Consider the following 586-nt stretch of genomic DNA (forward strand, 5'->3'; position numbering starts at 1 on the left):
CGCCCCTGTTGCGGGCGTTATGCATATGAAAACTGAAAGTTATCGGTCTATTGCTGGAATGATTTTTTGCCCTTGGATATTGGTAGCTGTATGGTCGCTGCCGTATCTTAGCCATTCCGCATTCTCCAAATGGGTGGTTATCAATACTTTTTTTGCATTTACCGTGTTCTTTTTCACGGCTGCTGTTTCGCACGTGATTCTGAAGACTTTTTGCCTTACCAAAGGGTGGCATTATCCGGTGGTAATGTTCTTTGTGTGTCTCATATTGTACTTCGGTTTCTCTACTTTCAGTGCCAGTGGCTATGATGAGCTATATCATTCACAGACGCAGATCGTGGAGGATGGAAACGTTACCAAAGCCGGCTATGTTCTTAACTTCTGGAATTCTGTTTCGGGTTCATTGCTTTCTGCAGGTATGTTTTTCGTGTTTTGGCTAATTGCTGTGTGGAAGCCACGGAGCGCAGTATGAAATGCATAACAAGGTGCGGCAGGCTGACGGCTTACTTTTTGCATTTTTTGCGCAGTCGCTTCGCTCCTATCTTCGCGCAAAAAACGCATAAAGCAAGCCGCCGCTGCGCACGGCGTT

The 586-nt window shown here is 46.1% G+C and carries 1 protein-coding gene; it reads left to right on the forward strand.

Features of this window, described 5'->3' with window-relative positions; all coding sequences use genetic code 11:
* Positions 1 to 469: hypothetical protein (locus B4U49_RS00330; RefSeq protein WP_204902949.1), on the forward strand; the 469-nt coding region annotated here is incomplete at its 5' end.
* Positions 470 to 586 lie beyond the last annotated feature (117 nt).

Source organism: Microbulbifer mangrovi (genome assembly GCF_002009015.1).
Taxonomy (GTDB): domain Bacteria; phylum Pseudomonadota; class Gammaproteobacteria; order Pseudomonadales; family Cellvibrionaceae; genus Microbulbifer; species Microbulbifer mangrovi.